Origin of the sequence: Tamlana flava, assembly GCF_041287255.1 — a bacterium.
Taxonomy (GTDB): domain Bacteria; phylum Bacteroidota; class Bacteroidia; order Flavobacteriales; family Flavobacteriaceae; genus Tamlana; species Tamlana flava.
The window spans coordinates 125956-142449 of the sequence record NZ_JBGGTX010000001.1 but is presented as its reverse complement, the minus strand read 5'-3'; the positions used below and the strand labels follow the sequence as shown (position 1 = coordinate 142449).

Annotated in this window: 16 protein-coding genes; 7 read left to right on the top strand and 9 right to left on the bottom strand. The window is 36.0% G+C overall.

The genetic code is table 11. The features are described 5' to 3' along the window. Positions 1-2: 2 nt before the first annotated feature. Positions 3-1400, bottom strand: coding sequence for a class II fumarate hydratase (fumC, locus tag ACB104_RS00605; RefSeq protein ID WP_370476277.1), 1398 nt, complete (start codon positions 1398-1400; stop codon positions 3-5). 161 nt (positions 1401-1561) lie between these two features. Between fumC and ACB104_RS00600 the strand changes: the two genes are divergently transcribed. Then, positions 1562-2197 (top strand): peroxiredoxin, encoded by a 636-nt coding sequence (locus ACB104_RS00600; RefSeq protein ID WP_370476275.1) that lies wholly within the window; start codon positions 1562-1564, stop codon positions 2195-2197. Between the two features lie 97 nt (positions 2198-2294). Beyond that, positions 2295-2471 carry a hypothetical protein gene (locus ACB104_RS00595; protein WP_370476273.1) on the top strand — a complete coding sequence of 59 codons (177 nt, stop codon included), beginning with the start codon at positions 2295-2297 and terminating at the stop codon, positions 2469-2471. 74 nt (positions 2472-2545) lie between these two features. On the opposite strand, the gene ACB104_RS00590 is transcribed toward ACB104_RS00595, so the two are convergent. The 5 genes from ACB104_RS00590 to prfB form a co-directional block, all read right to left on the bottom strand. Further along, positions 2546-5026, bottom strand: a complete 2481-nt coding sequence (locus ACB104_RS00590; RefSeq protein ID WP_370476272.1) for a TonB-dependent receptor — start codon at positions 5024-5026, stop codon at positions 2546-2548. 109 nt (positions 5027-5135) lie between these two features. After that, positions 5136-5477: an ArsC/Spx/MgsR family protein gene (locus tag ACB104_RS00585; RefSeq protein WP_370476270.1), complete on the bottom strand. Its 342-nt coding sequence runs from the start codon at positions 5475-5477 to the stop codon at positions 5136-5138. 64 nt (positions 5478-5541) lie between these two features. After that, a complete protein-coding gene (arsC, locus tag ACB104_RS00580; RefSeq protein ID WP_370476268.1) occupies positions 5542-5883 on the bottom strand; it encodes an arsenate reductase (glutaredoxin) in 342 nt (113 codons plus the stop codon). Further along, complete coding sequence (locus tag ACB104_RS00575) at positions 5883-6500, bottom strand: HAD family hydrolase (protein ID WP_370476267.1); 618 nt, start codon at positions 6498-6500, stop codon at positions 5883-5885. Before ACB104_RS00575 ends, arsC begins: the two co-directional genes overlap by 1 nt. Beyond that, a protein-coding gene (gene prfB / locus ACB104_RS00570; protein ID WP_370476265.1) for a peptide chain release factor 2 occupies positions 6497-7607 on the bottom strand; the annotation gives its coding sequence in 2 pieces (ribosomal slippage) (positions 6497-7543 and positions 7545-7607; 1110 coding nt in all). The genes ACB104_RS00575 and prfB overlap by 4 nt, the downstream gene beginning before the upstream one ends. Before the next feature lie 93 nt (positions 7608-7700). Here prfB and ACB104_RS00565 point away from each other — a divergent pair. Then, the gene (locus ACB104_RS00565) at positions 7701-8723 is read left to right on the top strand and encodes a threonine aldolase family protein (RefSeq protein WP_370476264.1); all 1023 of its coding nucleotides are present in this window, start codon (positions 7701-7703) and stop codon (positions 8721-8723) included. A 20-nt stretch (positions 8724-8743) separates the two neighbouring features. Here ACB104_RS00565 and ACB104_RS00560 read toward each other — a convergent pair whose 3' ends face one another. Further along, the gene (locus tag ACB104_RS00560; RefSeq protein ID WP_370476262.1) at positions 8744-9067 is read right to left on the bottom strand and encodes a YbaB/EbfC family nucleoid-associated protein; all 324 of its coding nucleotides are present in this window, start codon (positions 9065-9067) and stop codon (positions 8744-8746) included. Positions 9068-9153: 86 nt separating this feature from the next. On the opposite strand from ACB104_RS00560, the gene ACB104_RS00555 reads away from it, so the two are divergent. The 3 genes from ACB104_RS00555 to capB all read left to right on the top strand — a co-directional run bounded on the left by ACB104_RS00555 (position 9154) and on the right by capB (position 13841). Further along, positions 9154-11214: a S9 family peptidase gene (locus ACB104_RS00555; RefSeq protein ID WP_370476260.1), complete on the top strand. Its 2061-nt coding sequence runs from the start codon at positions 9154-9156 to the stop codon at positions 11212-11214. A gap of 77 nt (positions 11215-11291) precedes the next feature. Then, entirely contained in the window at positions 11292-12332 is a 1041-nt protein-coding gene (capA, locus tag ACB104_RS00550; RefSeq protein ID WP_370476259.1) for a cysteate synthase, read from the top strand. A 249-nt stretch (positions 12333-12581) separates the two neighbouring features. Further along, on the top strand, positions 12582-13841 hold the full coding sequence (capB, locus tag ACB104_RS00545) for a cysteate-C-fatty acyltransferase (RefSeq protein ID WP_370476257.1): 1260 nt from the start codon (positions 12582-12584) through the stop codon (positions 13839-13841). A 59-nt stretch (positions 13842-13900) separates the two neighbouring features. Here the strand turns inward: capB and ACB104_RS00540 are convergent, their stop codons facing one another. Together ACB104_RS00540 and ACB104_RS00535 are read right to left on the bottom strand one after the other, a co-directional pair. Next, positions 13901-15022: a GTP cyclohydrolase gene (locus ACB104_RS00540; RefSeq protein WP_370476256.1), complete on the bottom strand. Its 1122-nt coding sequence runs from the start codon at positions 15020-15022 to the stop codon at positions 13901-13903. Between the two features lie 33 nt (positions 15023-15055). Further along, the gene (locus ACB104_RS00535) at positions 15056-16066 is read right to left on the bottom strand and encodes a transporter (RefSeq protein ID WP_370476255.1); all 1011 of its coding nucleotides are present in this window, start codon (positions 16064-16066) and stop codon (positions 15056-15058) included. A 142-nt stretch (positions 16067-16208) separates the two neighbouring features. Between ACB104_RS00535 and ACB104_RS00530 the strand changes: the two genes are divergently transcribed. After that, positions 16209-16472, top strand: coding sequence for a DUF4834 family protein (locus tag ACB104_RS00530; protein ID WP_370476253.1), 264 nt, complete (start codon positions 16209-16211; stop codon positions 16470-16472). Positions 16473-16494 lie beyond the last annotated feature (22 nt).

The following is a 16494-nucleotide window of genomic DNA, read 5'->3' as shown; positions in this document are numbered from 1 at the left end:
AATTACTTCAAACTGCCTACCATATCTTCGGGTTTTACCCATTCATCGTAGTCTTCGGCGGTTACATAACCCAAGTTAACGGCTTCTTCTTTTAGGGTCGTACCGTTTTTATGCGCCGTATTGGCTATTTCAGCAGCCTTGTAGTAGCCTATTTTTGTGTTTAATGCCGTAACAAGCATTAATGAGTTATTGAGCAATTTTGTAATGACTTCTTGATTTGGCTCAATACCAACGGCACAATTTATATCAAAACTTACACAGGCATCACCCAGTAATTGAGCAGACTGTAACACATTTGCGGCCATTACTGGCTTAAATACGTTTAGCTCGTAGTGCCCTTGTAAGCCACCTACAGAAACGGCAACATCGTTACCCATTACTTGAGCACAAACCATGGTAAGCGCTTCACATTGTGTTGGGTTAACTTTACCGGGCATAATAGAACTTCCTGGCTCATTGGCTGGTATGATGATTTCTCCAATTCCAGAACGAGGACCTGATGCCATCAATCTAATATCGTTTGCTATTTTATTCAATGAAACAGCCAATTGCTTTAAGGCTCCATGGGTTTCGACCAATGCATCATGAGCCGCCAAAGCCTCAAATTTGTTTGGAGCTGTCACAAAAGGCAACCCTGTAAATTCTGCAATATACTCAGCAACACGCTTGCTGTAACCTTTTGGGGTGTTTAAACCTGTCCCAACGGCTGTTCCGCCTAAAGCTAATTCACTTAAATGCGGCAATGTATTTTCCAAAGCTTTTAAACCGTGGTCAAGTTGCGCAACATAACCTGAAAGCTCTTGGCCAAGGGTTAAGGGTGTAGCGTCCATTAAATGCGTTCGTCCAATTTTAACCACATTTTTAAAGGCTTCAGATTTTTTCTTCAACGTATTGCGCAATTGTTTAACCCCTGGTATGGTAGTCTCAACAATTTTTTTGTAAGCGGCAATGTGCATGCCAGTAGGGAAGGTGTCATTTGAAGACTGCGATTTATTTACATCATCATTCGGCTGAATGGTTTTTTCACCTTCGCCAACAACTTTTCCTGCCAATTGATGTGCCCTGTTTGCAACAACCTCATTCACGTTCATATTGCTTTGCGTTCCAGAACCTGTTTGCCAGATTACCAGAGGAAATTGGTCGTCATGTTTTCTTGCTAAAATCTCATCACAAACTTTGGCAATTAAATCGCGTTTTTCAATGGCTAAAACACCTAGTTCGCAATTGGTGTAAGCAGCAGCTTTTTTTAGGTACGCAAAGCCATATATAATTTCCAAAGGCATGGATGCCGAAGGACCAATTTTAAAGTTATTTCTAGAGCGTTCTGTTTGGGCACCCCAAAGTTTATCGGCAGGTACTTTTACCTCGCCCATGGTATCTTTTTCTATTCTGAAAGCCATTTTGATAATGATTAAATTAAAAAAGCAAAGTTAATTGTTTTGACTTTTCTTTGGGTATGATTTATGTTAGTTTTTATCATTTTTTAAGACTAATGTTATTTAATCATATTAAATTGATTAATTTAGTAGGAAATTAAATTTAACTAAAAATATATATAATTATGGCAACAATTAGATTGGGAGATGTATCTCCAAATTTTACAGCTCAATCCACCGAAGGAATTATTAATTTCCACGACTGGTTGGGTGATGGTTGGGGTATATTATTTTCTCATCCAGCAGATTACACGCCAGTTTGCACAACAGAATTGGGTACGGTGGCAAAGTATAAAGCGGAATTTGATAAACGTAATGTAAAAGTTGTGGCACTTAGTGTAGATGGTTTAGAGTCTCATAAAGGTTGGATTAATGATATTAATGAAACCCAAAATACGACGGTGAATTTTCCAATTATTGCGGATGAAGATAGAAAGGTTTCAGAACTTTATGATATGATACACCCGAATGCGGATGACAAACTTACAGTGAGGTCCGTTTTTGTTATTGGTCCTGATAAAAAAGTGAAATTGATTATTACGTACCCTGCTTCAACGGGAAGAAATTTTGATGAGCTTTTACGCGTTATAGATTCATTGCAATTAACGGCCTATCGTAAATTGGCAACTCCTGCCAACTGGAAAAGTGGAGAGGATTGTGTTATATCGCCTTCTGTTACCAATGCAGAAATCCCAGAATTATTTCCAAAAGGTTATAGAGAAATAAAACCTTATTTAAGAATGACGCCTCAGCCGGATTGAGCTAGTGGAAAAGTATGTTAATAAATTTAATATTGATATTGTATAAGAAATACCTTTGCAGTATCTTTGCATTAGATTTTAAAAGACACTTATAATTATGTTTGATTTTGACCAGTATTTAGGCTTTTTAGCATTCTTGACCATTTTGACTATAGGTTTTTGGTTAATGATTTTCTTATTGACATTTGTAATTCCTTACTGGATTGGAGGTTCTTTAATTGAAAGATTAAAGGAAATGAGAGAAGAAAAAAAAGCTAAACGAGAGGCTCATTAAACATTCATGATTTTTAAATAATTAAAAAAGGAAGCTAATTTAGCTTCCTTTTTTGTTTGATAATTTTTCTTTTTCTATCCTTCAAAATCCATATCATCATCACCTCCCATATTGTTTCTACGCTCGTTGCGTTTTTTTTGCTGGTTTAGCCTGTAAATAAATGATAAATTGATTTGACGTTGCCTCCATTGCGATTCACTGTATCTTTCAAAAAATTCGGTCGTGGTTAAAGATTTTCTTTTTCTGGAATTCAACAAATCCCTGACGTTTAAGGATATCGTAGCGTTGTCCTTAAATATTTCTTTACTGAAAGCTAAATCTAACGAGAAAATACCTTGATTTTCACCCTGTGCACTTTGTCTGGCCGCTCTATAAAATACGTTTGTTTGCCAATCAATTTTTGAAGGCAAGGTAACTTTGCTACTAAATCTTGCGAACCAACTTGTGTTTTTGGCCCCATAATCTTTGCCGTTAAATTCACCTTCTGTATTAAATTGAAAGAAGTTAAAACTTGAATTAAGACGAAGCCATTTATTAGGATTGTATAGCAAACCCAGTTCTGTACCTGTTCTTTTGTTGGTAGATAAGTTTACAGGTATTGTTCTTATAATATCTATCCCATCTGATGTTTGAGCACCTGTATTTTCTTCAATTCTTTCAAACGAATCTGTTTCATACTGATAATAAACCGATGTTGTTAACGTAAGTTTGTCCCAACGTTTCAAATACCCTAAATCAAAAGCGCTGGCAAAAACAGGACTCAAATTTGGGTTTCCTTGAAATACTCTTGTACGACTAGAGCGCGATGGAAAAGGATTGATAAACCAACCGCGTGGCCTGTTAATTCGTCTATTGTATCCGAGTGTGATGCTTTCTTCAGAGTCATCGGAATTTCCAGATAAATTGTAAATTAAGTTTACGGTAGGGAACAGCCCCAAATAATTGTTGTTAAAATCAGTTTTAATTGGAAAACCATAAAATGCTTCAAGTTCTGCCGATGTTAATCTAGAATCTATTTTTCCTTTTAATTGTGTGTTTTCTAAACGAAGGCCTAAAAGAAATGAAAATTCGCCAAATTTGGTTCCATATTGGGTGTAAAACGCATTGACGTTTTCAGAGTAATCAAATATATTTGAAAGCGCATCATTTACTTCTAAATTACCAGTATCAAGATTTTCTTGTTCCAATAGATAATTGGTAACTGAATTTTCAAAGTTGCCTCTATAGCCAGCTTCAAATCTTGAATTTTCACCTATGGGCTTAACATAATCCACTTGAAATAAATATTCCTTTTCATCCTCATTTTGGGTTATGTATTCAATTTGGAAAGGTTCAGGAGCTGTTTTATTGGTGAAAATATAATCTTCATTGTAGTCAGTAAATTGTTCTTCTGAGCCACTCTCTATCTGAATGTCGGCGGTTAACTCATGGCCTTCATTATCAAACTTGGTAATGTAGTTTAAAGCAAATTGATAATTATTGCCATCTTCGTTTTGTTTTTCAATTCTTCGAGTTTGTTCGTCAAAACTTCCACTGTTATACCTATCGCTAAAATTTATACCAGTATCTCTGTCTTCGCCATATCTATAGAAAAAAGTGCCTGTTAAAGAGGTTTTTTTAGATAAAAAATACTCCATGCCAAGACTGGCGTTGTAATTGCGATTTAGACGTTCTACATCTTCATCTTCAATAATTCTATCGAAATCTACATCGGCATTAAAGTATTCAGTATCGCTAAAGCTATTTCTTGGAGAACTAAAATACCTAAACCCTAAGTTTGAAAATAAATTGTACTTTTCGGTACGGTAATTAATATTCGCCGAAACCCCAGCATTATCAGGATTACCAAGGGTCAGGTTTAAAGAACCATTAAAACCTAAAGTTTCTTTTTGACGGAGAATTATGTTTAAAATACCTGCTGTTCCTTCGGCATCATATCTAGCTGAGGGCGAGGTAATTACTTCAACACGCTCAATAGCTTCAGCAGGAAGTTGACTTAAAACACTGGTATCCCCAAAACCGGCCATAGCTGAAGGTTTGCCGTTTATTAAAATCCTTACATTTTCGTTTCCTCTTAAACTTATGCCACCTTCAATGTCAACAGAAACAGAGGGTACGTTATTCAATGCATCACTAACCGTTCCGCCTGCGGTGGTAAGATCTTTGCCAATGTTGTATATTTTTTTATCCAGTTTTATTTCAACTGTTGTTCGTTCAGCAATGACTTCAACCTCGTCAAGGGCTTCTAAATTGATTTCAAGTGAAATGATTCCAAGGTTTTCGTCTTGATTTAAATTTTTATTGGAAAGCGTTATTTTTTTATAAGAAATATACTCAATAGTTACGTCGTAAAGTCCGGAAGTTATAGGGATGCTAAACTCTCCGTTTACATTGGTTATACCGCCTTCAATAATTTTATTTTTTTCTTTATTGAAGAAGGCTATGGTTGCATATTCTAAAGGTTCTTTTGTTTCCGCATCTACAACTTTGCCAGTAACCGTTATTTTTTTATCTGTAGGGAGTCCTAAATTTTTGGGCTGCGCCTTCGTAGACATTGAAAATATTAGAAATAAAAGAGGGATGATGGTTTTGGTCATGGTTACATTTTGCAAGTTTAGACCTATAAACTAAAACATGGTTTAAATGAAATAGGTTAAAAGTATGTTAAATAATTTCGAATATTTTTTCTGGAGTGCGCCCAATAACGGCTTTGTTTCCGTTGATAATAATGGGGCTTTTTATGAGGATTAGGAATTTTAAAATGACCTTAATGAGCTCATCATCGGTAAAATCCAGATTCTTTAAAAGTGTTTTCCAAACTATGCTGCCGGTCCTAACTAAATCAATTGGTTTGCAGTTTAATAGTTTTAATATTTCCCTGAATTTATCTTCGCTTAAATCTAAACCTTCATGTTTAACGTCGTAATCATTTTCAAAATTAGTTTCCAGTAATTTAACGCAGGTTTTTGCATTTTTGCACATGGGATGTTGGTAAATAATTATCATAATAGGCTAATTGACGGCCTTATTATGATAAGTAGGCAAAACCTAAATTGGCTTACAAAAAGCATTAAATAATTTCCAAAATAAGTTCAGTTGGTCTTCCAATAACGGCTTTGTTTCCATTTACAACGATAGGGCGCTCAATAAGTTTTGGGTTTTCTATCATCGCTTTTATTATTTCAGAATTACTCAAATCTTTGTCTTTGTATTGTTCTTTCCAAATTGCTTCATTTTTTCTCACCAATTGAATGGGCTCAATCCCAAGCAATTTTATAATGTTTTTAAGTTCCTTTTCTGTTGGAACATCTTCAAGGTATTTAACTATTTTGTATTCTTTTCCAGAGTCTTCTAGAAGTGCTAGTCCCTGTCTAGACTTGGTGCATCTGTTATTATGGTAAATAGTAATCATTATAATTCTATGTTATATTTTTTCAATTGTTGAATGAGCAATTCTGGAGTTTTAAAGTGAATTCCATTTATTCCTAGATTGTTTGCAGCTTCAATATTTCTTAAATTGTCATCAATAAAAATAGCTTGTTCTCCTCTAATGTTGAAACGTTTTAAAGTGATATGATAAATGTCATCAAAAGGTTTTCGGGTCTTTTCTTCACCTGAAACAACAATGCCCTCAAACCATTGTAGAAATTCAAACTGATTTAATGCAATAGGGAAAGTTTCAGCACTCCAGTTGGTTAAAGCGACTATTTTTTGACTTCCAGAATCCACCAATTTTTTTAGGATATTTACGGTACCTTCAATTGCTCCAACCAGCATATCTTGCCATTCACCATAAAATAATCTAATGTAGTTTTCGTGTTCAGGAAATTGCTTTACTAAATCTTCGGTGGCTTGGGCCAGGGGGTAACCAGCATCTTGGTTTTCGTTCCATTCGCTTGTGCAAATGTTGTCCAAAAACCAACGCATTTTTTCCCTGTCACCGTTAAAAGCCCTAAGGTATACATATTCGGGGTTCCAATCTATTAAAACACCTCCTAAGTCAAATATGATGGTGTCGATTTTTGTCATAATTGATTATCGTCCTCAACTTTTTGCCCCATCATCATTAAATAAGCCTTTAAAAACTCATCAATATGGCCATCCATTACGGTGTCAACATTTCCTGTTTCATGGCCTGTTCTAACGTCTTTGACCAATTTATAGGGATGCATCACATAATTTCTTATTTGGCTGCCCCATTCAATCTTCATTTTACTGGCCTCTATATCATCTCGTTGCGACATTTGCTTTTGAAGCTCTATTTCATACAATTGCGATTTCAACATCTGTAATGCTCTAGCTCGGTTATCGTGCTGCGAACGTGTTTCGGAACATGAAATTTGAATACCTGTTGGTTTGTGCGTTAGCTGCACCTTGGTTTCTACCTTGTTAACGTTTTGCCCTCCGGCACCACTTGAACGCGCCGTGGTTATTTCAATATCGGCTGGATTGATTTCAATTTCAATGGTGTCATCAACAAGCGGATAGACGTACACTGAAGCAAAACTGGTGTGGCGTTTGGCATTGCTATCAAAAGGGGAGATACGTACCAAACGGTGAACGCCATTTTCGCCTTTTAACCAACCAAAGGCAAATTCACCTTCAATTTCAAGAGTTACGGTTTTTATTCCCGCCACATCACCTTCCTGAAAGTTCAGTTCTTTTACTTTATAGCCATTTTTTTCGGCATACATCAGGTACATCCGCATGAGCATACTGGCCCAATCACAACTTTCGGTACCACCCGCTCCGGCTGTAATTTGCAAAACAGCACTTAGGCTGTCGCCTTCATCAGAAAGCATGTTTTTGAATTCCAGTTTTTCAATAAGGTTCAATGCTTCTTCGTAGCGCTTTTCAACATCTTCTGCATTTGCTTCGCCTTCTTTGAAAAACTCATAAATGACTTCTAAATCTTCAACTAAGGTTTTGGAGTTTTTGTAGTCCTGAACCCAACTTTTCTTTTCCCGTAGGGATTTCATTACCAATTCTGCCTTTTTTGAATCATTCCAGAAATTAGGATCAAAAGTTTGTTCTTCCTCGTTTTGTATTTCAATTAATTTGGCATCTATGTCAAAGATAGTGCCTTAGTTTGTCAAGGCGGGTGTTAAGATTTTTTATTTGATCAGATGTTATCATTTTGAATTATTTTTTAGCAAAAATAGCATTTAAAGAGTCAAAGGAAAACTAATCTTAATATAATTTTATAGCTTTACTTTTTTATGATTGATAATGAAAATAGATTTACGAAGCGACACGGTTACAAAGCCAACTAAAGGCATGCTAGAAGCTATGGTGCAGGCCAAAGTGGGGGACGATGTTTTTAATGAAGACCCAACCGTTAATGAGCTGGAAAGCAAAATCGCCCATATGTTTGGTAAAGAACAAGCCTTGTTTTTTCCAAGTGGCACCATGGCCAATCAAACTGCGATCAAACTGCATACCAATCCGGGTGAGCAAGTGATTTGCGATAAATACGCCCACATTTATAATTATGAGTCTGGCGGCGCATCGTTTAATAGCGGGGTGTCCTGCAAATTAATAGATGGGGTACAGGGAATGTTCAATGCGAAACAGGTATTTGACGCTATCAATCCCCAAGATTATTATTACAGCAAAACAACGCTGGTTGAACTAGAAAATACCACAAATAAAGGGGGAGGAGCGTGTTGGGATTTTAATGAGATACTGAAAATTAAGTCCGTTTGTCAAGAAAACAAACTTGGACTTCATCTAGATGGTGCACGATTATGGAATGCGCTTGTGGCTAAAAATGAAACCGCTAAGCAATATGGCGAGGTTTTCGATACCATTTCAGTTTGTTTGAGCAAGGGTTTGGGCTGTCCGGTAGGCTCGCTTTTGGTTGGTGATTCAAAATTAATGAAAGACGCCCTGAGAATTAGGAAAGTTTTTGGAGGAAATATGAGGCAAGTAGGGTATCTAGCGGCTGCTGGCCTGTATGCTTTAGAGCATCATATTGAAAGATTGGCTGATGACCATAAAAAAGCAAAAGAAATAGGTAAAGTATTAGCCAAACTACCAATAGTTAAAACCGTTGAACCTGTTGAAACCAACATTGTTATTTTTGAGTTGAATAATGACGTTGATGAAAAAAGTTTTATGCAAAAAATGACCAGTAAGGATATACACATCATCTCAATGGGTGGTGGAAAGTTGCGTATGGTTACCCATTTAGATTACACCGATACAATGCACGAAAAGGTTATTCAAACTTTAAAAAATCTAACACTTTAGAAGTCTAGCAGTTCAATATCTTACTTTAAAAAATCCATTCCAGGAATATTGGGTGTGCCTTCTTTGGCAACAGTGGCCAATTCTGTTTCGTTTACCTCGGTAGCTTTTTTAATTGCTCTGTTCAGTGTAAGGATTAAATAATCTTCAAGTTGTTCTTTGTCCACGAGTAAATCACTGTCAATTTCAATGGACTTTATGGTTCTGTTGGCTGTTACCGTAACTTTTAGTTTGCCGTCATTGCTGGATTCATCGACCAATACAGTATCTAAACGCTTTTTTGTTTCTTCAACTTTTTTCTGGGTTTCTTTCAATTTGCTCATCATGTTCATCATGTCTCCAAACATATCTATTAATTTTATTGTTACAGTGCAAAACTATTTAATTTTTCTATTTTTGAGGGCTTAAAAAATCAAGAATAAAACCTTTTCTTTTGAAAAAGAATATATCGCATCCTGTTGCCAAAAAAATTCCTCAACAACTAAGTATTCATAACGATACAAGAATTGATGATTACTATTGGTTGAACGACAGGGAAAACCCTGAAGTGATTGAATACCTTAATGCCGAGAATGTATATACAAAACAAATGCTGAAGCATAGCGAGAAGCTTCAAAAGCTTTTGTTTGAAGAAATGAAGGGCCGGATAAAAGAAGATGATGCATCTGTACCTTACAAATTAAATGGTTATTGGTATTTAACCCGGTACGAAAAAGGAAAGGATTATCCCATTTATGCCCGTAAAAAGGAAACTTTGGAGGCCCCTGAGGAAATATTGTTCGATTGTAATGTTATGGCAAAAAATTATGCGTATTTTAATCTTGGCGGCATTTCAATAAGCCCAGACAATACCATGGCCGCTTTTTCGGTTGATACAGTAAGCAGAAGGCAATATACCGTTCAAGTAAAAAATTTAATGACGGGTGAGGTTTATCCAGATAAGATTTTAAACACTACAGGTAGCGCAGTTTGGGCAAATGACAATAAGACTTTGTTTTATGCGATGAAAGACGAGGTAACGCTTCGTTCGCATAAAATTTTTAAGCACATGCTGCATTCGGGGACTAAAAATGATGATGAGGTTTATCATGAAAAAGATGAAACCTTCCATACGTTTGTTTATAAATCGAAGTCTAAAAAGTACGTCATCATAGGGTCGTCAAGCACACTGTCTTCAGAATATCAAATTTTAGATGCCAATGCGCCCGATGGAAAATTCCAAGTATTTCAAAAGCGAATGAATGATTTGGAATATTCCATTGCTCACTATAAAGATAGTTTTTACATCATTTCTAATGCCGATGGTGCAACCAATTTTAAACTCTCCAAAACAAACGAAAAAACCACTGCAAAGAAATTTTGGCAAGATGTTTTGCCCCATAGACAGGACGTGCTTGTTGAAGATATTGAGATTTTCAAGGATTATTTAGTAGTTAATGAGCGTGAAAACGGATTGAATAACCTGCGCATAATAAGTTGGGATGGAAAGGAAGACTATAAATTGCCCTTCAATTCTGAAACCTATACTGCTTTTGTTGGCAATAACCCTGATTTTGAAAGTCCTTTTTTGAGATATGGATTTAATTCATTAACATCGCCAAGCTCGGTAATTGATTATAATTTCAAGACCAAAAAAAGTGAGATAAAAAAGGAACAGCAGGTTTTAGGTGGAAAATTTAAGAAAGAAAACTACGAATCAAAACGTATTTGGGCTACGGCAAGAGATGGGGTAAAAGTGCCTATTTCGTTGGTTTATAAAAAAGGAATAAAGCTAGACGGCTCAAGTCCTTTGCTTCAATATGCTTATGGTTCCTATGGCTCAACCATAGACCCTTCGTTTTCAAGCATCCGTCTTAGTTTACTTGATAGAGGTTTTATCTATGCCATTGCCCATATTAGGGGAGGCGAGTATCTTGGAAGAAATTGGTACGAAACAGGTAAATTGCTCACCAAGAAAAACACGTTTACAGATTTTATAGATTGCTCAAAGCATTTAATTGCCGAAAAATACACCTCAAAAGAGCATTTGTATGCTTACGGAGGTTCTGCAGGTGGATTATTGATGGGTGCCGTAATTAATATGAATCCAGAACTTTATAATGGTATTTTGGCTGCAGTTCCGTTTGTGGATGTGGTTACAACTATGTTGGACGATACCATTCCGTTGACCACAGGTGAATATGACGAGTGGGGGAACCCTAATGAGGAACAATATTACAAGTATATGAAATCTTATTCACCATATGATAACGTCGAAGCCAAAGAATATCCAAACATGTTGGTGACAACGGGGTTGCACGATTCGCAAGTACAATACTGGGAGCCAGCCAAATGGGTGGCGAAATTAAGGGAACTTAAGACAGATTCAAATAAATTATTGCTTCATATTGACATGGATTCTGGGCATGGAGGGGCTTCAGGACGTTTTGAAAGTCTAAAGGAAGTTGCCATGGAATATGCCTTTTTGTTAGATTTAGAGGGAATTCATGGTTAATAAAAAAAAAAGTTTTATTTTTGTGCGGTTTTAAGCTGTATTTTGTGCACATCAAAATCGGTTTATAAATAGCTTTTATGAAACACAGAAATCAAGTATTTGATAATGTATTAGATTTAGTAGGCAATACACCGCTTGTTAAACTTAATAAAATAGCTTCCAAATTTAAAGGCGACTTTTATGCAAAAGTTGAATCCTTTAATCCAGGACACTCATCCAAAGACAGAATAGCACTTTACATCATTGAAGAGGCTGAAAAGAAAGGACTTCTTTCTCCAGGCGATACTATTATTGAAACCACCTCTGGTAATACAGGATTCAGTATTGCTATGGTAAGTATAATTAAGGGCTACGATTGTGTTTTGGCGGTAAGCTCAAAGTCTTCTCCCGACAAAATTGATATGCTAAAAACAATGGGAGCCAAAGTTTATGTTTGCCCAGCGCATGTTAGTGCAGATGACCCAAGGTCTTACTATCAGGTAGCAAAGAGATTGCATGAAGAAATTAAAGGTTCGGTTTATATCAATCAGTATTTCAATCAGTTAAATATTGATGCGCATTATAAATCTACTGGCCCTGAAATCTGGGAACAAACTCAAGGAAAAATAACCCATTTAGTAGCATGCAGCGGAACTGGTGGAACAATTTCTGGAACTGCAAAATACCTTAAAGAGCAAAACCCTGATATAAAGATTATAGGGGTTGATGCCTTTGGTTCAGTTTTGAAAAAATATCACGAAACTCGAGAGTTTGATGAAAAGGAAATTTACCCTTACAGAATTGAAGGTTTGGGCAAAAATTTAATTCCATCAGCAACAGATTTCGATGTTATTGATGAGTTTATCAAAGTTACAGATGAAGACAGTGCGCATACAGCTAGGTTGATTGCAAAAACCGAAGGAATGTTCGTTGGCTATACATCTGGCGCAGCTACCCAAGCCCTTTTGCATTTAGGTGATGAAGGAAGATTCAAAAAAGGAGATTGCGTTGTTGTTATTTACCCAGACCACGGAGCGAGATACATGAGTAAAGTGTATAGCGATAAATGGATGGAAGAGCAAGGCTTTTTTGACAGCATCAATGAGGCTTCAGCACAAAAAATACAATACATTAAATAATAAGAATAATAAGTCACACTAAGAGATGGCATTTTACATATCTAGTAAAATGCCATCTCTTTTTTTATTTTATCAATAATTGAGCATTAAAAATTATGTTCAAAGAAGATAAATATTTAATTTTGCATCAACTAACTAATAGCTAAAAGCTTTCTTTGAATTTGCTAAACACTTGGTGTTGTATTCCCTTAAAGCATTTATTAAGTTGTAGTTATGTCTTAACTTTAATAGCAATTAAGATTATAATAAATGAAAGATTTATTTGAGAAAATTTATAAAGACAAAGGGCCATTAGGAAAATGGGCGTCTCAGGCAGAAGGTTACTTTGTGTTTCCTAAATTGGAAGGTGAAATCTCCAACAGGATGAAGTTTCAGGGAAAAGATGTTATTACTTGGAGCATCAATGATTATTTGGGGCTTGCAAATCACCCAGAAGTGAGAAAAGTAGATGCTGAAGCCGCTGCCCAATATGGTTCGGCTTATCCAATGGGTGCAAGAATGATGTCTGGACATACAGATTTGCACGATAAACTTCAAGATGAATTGGCTGCCTTTGTGAAAAAAGAAGCGGCTTATCTTCTAAATTTTGGTTACCAGGGGATGGTTTCTACCATTGATGCCTTAGTAGCGAAAGATGATATTATCGTTTATGATGTTGATGCACATGCTTGTATTATAGATGGTGTGCGTCTTCATATGGGTAAACGCTTTACTTACAAGCACAATGATGTTGAGAGTTTAGAGAAGAACTTAGAGCGTGCAACTAAAATGGCCGAGCAAACAGGCGGTGGTATTTTGGTGATTTCTGAAGGGGTTTTTGGAATGCGTGGTGAACAAGGGCGTTTAAAGGAAATTGTGGCCCTTAAAAAGAAATTCAATTTTAGGTTGTTCGTTGATGATGCCCATGGTTTTGGTACACTAGGTGCTACTGGAGCTGGAGCAGGTGAGGAACAAGGTGTTCAAGACGATATTGATGTTTATTTTGCGACTTTTGCCAAATCTTTGGCAAGTACTGGTGCATTTATTGCCGGAGATAAAGAAATAATAGATTATTTAAAATATAATCTGCGTTCTCAAATGTTTGCCAAATCACTACAAATGCAATTGGTGGTTGGTGCACTAAAACGTTTGGATATGCTAAGAACGATGCCTGAGTTAAAAGCCAAACTTTGGGAGAACGTTAATGCCTTGCAGTCCGGTTTAAAAGAACGTGGATTTGATATTGGTACGACACAAAGCTGTGTTACCCCAGTTTACCTAAAAGGAAGTATTCCTGAAGCAATGGCACTGGTTAAGGATTTGCGTGAAAACCACGGAATATTCTGTTCGATAGTAGTTTATCCTGTTATACCTAAAGGATTGATTTTACTTAGATTGATTCCAACAGCAACCCATACTTTACAGGATGTAGCTGAAACTTTGGATGCTTTTGACAGTATTCGTGAGCGATTGGAAAATGGCACCTACAAACGTCTTTCTGCAGCAGTTATGGCAGCGATGGGTGAGTAGTTATATAACAAAATACTAAAATGATGAAAAAATCCGATTCAATTTTGCATCGGATTTTTTTATGAAATAAACTTTCTAAAGGTTTTTCTTTTTCTAAAAACTAAAGGATCAAAATGTTTCCAGATTTTGTGGATAGCCTCGTTGTCATCAAGCTCAGGGGTTCTGTAGCAGGTTTCTATGCCTTTTTCTTTAAATGTTTCGTAGTATTCATTAAAAATAACGGCATGTACACCTTTATTCTGGTAATCTGGATGTATTCCTATGAGATAAAAAATAACATCCTTACTGTGTTTTTTAGCCTGAAGTATATGCCTAAATCCAAAAGGGAATAATCTTCCTTTTATTTTTTGCAAAGCTTTAGCAAAACCAGGCATAACAATGGCAAAACCAATCATATTATCGTCCTTATCAACAATAAATTTAATGTACTCAGGATTAATAAAGCTAATAAACTTCTTTTTAAAATAGGCCTTTTGTATATCATTTATAGCCACAAAAGAAGATAATGACGCATAACTTTCATTAAACAAATCGAACATCTTGTCGGCATAAGGCATGACTTGTTCTGTTTTTGTGAATCTTAAAGCTTTTAGCTGATAACGCCTTTTTATAAGCTCTTGAGCCTTAAAAAAGGTTTCAGGGTCTACATTTGAGAAAGAGAATTTACTTTCAGAATATCCTTTTTCAATTTTGTAATTGGCAGCTTCATAATGTTTTGCATAGTAAGGGTGATTGTACCACGTTACCATGGGCGCTAGGGCATCAAATCCCTCAGTTACTACTCCAACTTTATCTAAATTTGAAAAGCCTACAGGACCCTCTGCATATTCAAGATTGTTTTCTTTGCCAATTTTTTCGACTTCGTTTAAAAGAGTTTGCGACACTTCCAAATCATCAATAAAATCAAACCATCCAAAACGCATTTTCTTTTGGTTCTGACCTTTTACCTCCAACCAATTGATGATAGCGGCAATTCTACCAACAATTTCTTTGTTTTTGTAGGCTAGGAACAATTTGGCTTCAGCATCATTAAAAACTGGGTTTTCGTGCTTATCAAAAGTTTTCATTTCCTGGCTAATGATAGGAGGAACCCAATATTCGGAACCTCTATAAAGTTTAAAAGGAAACTTCACGAATGCTTTTAAGTCTTTTTTTGAATTAACTTCTTTAAGTGTTACCATAAATGTTTTTGAAGAGGTTTCGATGAAAAATATTTAATCAAAATCTATATCGTCTTTTTTTCTTCTGTTGATGGGTTCAGCTGAATCCTTGTCTTTATTTTTTACTCTTTTCCCTTTTCTGTTTGTGCGGCGTTGCCTTTCATCCTTTGCCGAGGTTCCGTTGTCCATTTCTTTGTCTTTATGGAAATCGAGCCTGTACGAAGCGCCCAAGTTAACGCTAAGAACCGAAGGTGTATCCTTTGTGTTAAATGTTATTGCAGTGTCCAACTGAAAATCGTCACCTGCCAAATAAGCCCCTCCAAACCTAAAAAGGTTGTCGGCATAAAAATCACTTTTTATACCTTGTGTTTCACCAAATAAAACCCATTTTGGGCTAAAGGAATGGGTTAATGTCAAAATATATTGAAAATCAGATTGGTCGGTGCCAATCCTGTCTTTAATGAAATTCATAATGAACACCCAACCACCAGAAAAATTATTTTGAGTTGCAATCATGACTTTCGGACTAAAGCCTTCAATCCCCGGAGCGGTATAGGGGTTGCTTTCTGAATCATAATTGGCACCGGCATATATTGAAACCGCCGGAATTAAAGATTTCCATTTAAATTGACGATTTGCTTTCCAGCTATATAAGTTTGGCTTGTCTTCCTCGGCGTTTTTGTAAGGATCGTAGAGTAGATATTTGGCACCAACAGCAACAAATTTAAAGTTTGCCCGGTCTTGTTCGGCATTAAGATTTGAGGTAAAGGTTTTCGTGTCGTTTTGATAGGCGCCTTCAATGTTTAATTCCAGTTCTTCAAAAAACAGACCATATCGCGCCGCAAAATCAATGCCAAAACCAGAAACTTCGTATACCGGAATAGGTGTTCTTTCTTCCTTGATAATATAAGGGCCGACCTCAAATTGTGCAACATTTTTTCCTACGGAAAATGCACTTCTAGAAGCTCCAGGACGGTTTGAATTTATAACATCGGTATATTGCGAAAATCCTTTTAGGGATGCTAAACTCAGTGAAATAAATACGATAGATTTTAATGGGCTCATAACTACAGGTTTGCTGAAAGTGTTAAGGTTTTTAGTCAACATGTTTTTCAAATATAGATATTTTATGGTTTTTTTATCATTTTTCATCCAGATTTAAGTGTGCAGAATTGTATTTTTGTCATCATCATAACAAAATTTAAAAATGGGTTTATTAAGAACCATACTTATAATTGCACTTGTTTATTACGCTATAAAAATACTTTCCAGAATTTTTGCGCCTTATTTAGTGAAGTACGCTGCAAAAAAAGCCGAAGAACGTTTTGGTGGTCAATTTGGACAGTTTCATAGACAGCAAGAAAAGGAAGTTCCAAAAAAGGAAGGCGAGGTCACTATTGACAAAATGCCGCAAACGAAAACTTCAAATAAAGATGTTGGTGATTATGTTGATTTCGAAGAAATTGACTAATTTCCGAATTCATTTTTCTTAA

Coding starts and splice junctions, on each gene's coding strand:
- fumC (WP_370476277.1), bottom strand. CDS start 1,400: ATGGCTTTCAGAATAGAAAAAGATACCATGGGCGAGGTAAAAGTACCT.
- ACB104_RS00600 (WP_370476275.1), top strand. CDS start 1,562: ATGGCAACAATTAGATTGGGAGATGTATCTCCAAATTTTACAGCTCAA.
- ACB104_RS00595 (WP_370476273.1), top strand. CDS start 2,295: ATGTTTGATTTTGACCAGTATTTAGGCTTTTTAGCATTCTTGACCATT.
- ACB104_RS00590 (WP_370476272.1), bottom strand. CDS start 5,026: ATGTCTACGAAGGCGCAGCCCAAAAATTTAGGACTCCCTACAGATAAA.
- ACB104_RS00585 (WP_370476270.1), bottom strand. CDS start 5,477: ATGATAATTATTTACCAACATCCCATGTGCAAAAATGCAAAAACCTGC.
- arsC (WP_370476268.1), bottom strand. CDS start 5,883: ATGATTACTATTTACCATAATAACAGATGCACCAAGTCTAGACAGGGA.
- ACB104_RS00575 (WP_370476267.1), bottom strand. CDS start 6,500: ATGACAAAAATCGACACCATCATATTTGACTTAGGAGGTGTTTTAATA.
- ACB104_RS00565 (WP_370476264.1), top strand. CDS start 7,701: ATGAAAATAGATTTACGAAGCGACACGGTTACAAAGCCAACTAAAGGC.
- ACB104_RS00560 (WP_370476262.1), bottom strand. CDS start 9,067: ATGTTTGGAGACATGATGAACATGATGAGCAAATTGAAAGAAACCCAG.
- capA (WP_370476259.1), top strand. CDS start 11,292: ATGAAACACAGAAATCAAGTATTTGATAATGTATTAGATTTAGTAGGC.
- capB (WP_370476257.1), top strand. CDS start 12,582: ATGAAAGATTTATTTGAGAAAATTTATAAAGACAAAGGGCCATTAGGA.
- ACB104_RS00540 (WP_370476256.1), bottom strand. CDS start 15,022: ATGGTAACACTTAAAGAAGTTAATTCAAAAAAAGACTTAAAAGCATTC.
- ACB104_RS00535 (WP_370476255.1), bottom strand. CDS start 16,066: ATGAGCCCATTAAAATCTATCGTATTTATTTCACTGAGTTTAGCATCC.
- ACB104_RS00530 (WP_370476253.1), top strand. CDS start 16,209: ATGGGTTTATTAAGAACCATACTTATAATTGCACTTGTTTATTACGCT.